Source organism: Variovorax sp. WDL1, assembly GCF_001541225.1.
Taxonomy (GTDB): domain Bacteria; phylum Pseudomonadota; class Gammaproteobacteria; order Burkholderiales; family Burkholderiaceae_C; genus Variovorax.
Map to the genome: position 1 here is coordinate 1 of NZ_LMTS01000254.1, position 807 is coordinate 807.

Sequence of the window (807 nt, forward strand, 5' to 3'; positions counted from 1 at the left end):
TGGCAGACCTGAGCACGTTGACCGAACTGCCGCGGCCGTTGACGACAAGTCCGGAAGCCGGGCTACGCATCTACATGCTGGAGTTCCGAATGGATCCGGAGATGCCAATCTGCATCAATCCCTACGACTTGGCGATATACACCGGCGCAAACTTCACCAATAGCGACCACAGCCCTCATCAATTGCCCAGGCCGATTTGGGCAAGCGCCTACGAATGGGGAATGTTCAAACGCGGGTACTACGGTAGATACACGTCGAACAAGGGCTTCACCATCTCGGTAGATGTCTCCAGATCCAGAGGCAACACTCAACAGGACGCTGCATGTGTCACGGGCTTTTGGATCAGCACCAGATTTAGACCAGAGTAACTCTCTATGACCATCATCAGTAGCTCCGTTTTCGACAATATTCGCCAGCACGCCAATGCAGCACTGCTGGATCGTGCACTGGTACTCATCAATAATCAGGGCCTCTCCAACCTTGAAGACTTGCGCGCGGATGTGATGGCCGGAAGCGTAAAGATTCGCCTGGTGCAACCTGGTGACGACATGCCTGCAAGCGCAAGCGCGATCTATGTCGCACCCGATGACCCCAAGGCAGGGCACCCAGGATACTTGGTTGTACGCCCCGAGAACTTGACCCGCCCCAGTGATGCCAATGTGCTGTCGTTCGTCGACGATCTGAACCATGAAGCCAAGCACCATAGCAACTTGCGGAATCGCATTGACTTGGATAATGCCTTGAGACATGGCAGTGCCCCCGCCAACGAGCGAGGCGACATCTATATGCAAGGCTGGCTCGACGATG

At 55.1% G+C, this 807-nt stretch carries 2 protein-coding genes; both read left to right on the plus strand.

The annotated features are described in order from the left end of the window. A partial coding sequence (locus APY03_RS44865; protein WP_232324489.1) for a hypothetical protein occupies window positions 1–368 on the plus strand: 368 nt, incomplete at its 5' end. 6 nt (window positions 369–374) lie between these two features. Further along, on the plus strand, window positions 375–807 hold a 433-nt coding region (locus tag APY03_RS31690; RefSeq protein WP_157103482.1), incomplete at its 3' end, for a hypothetical protein.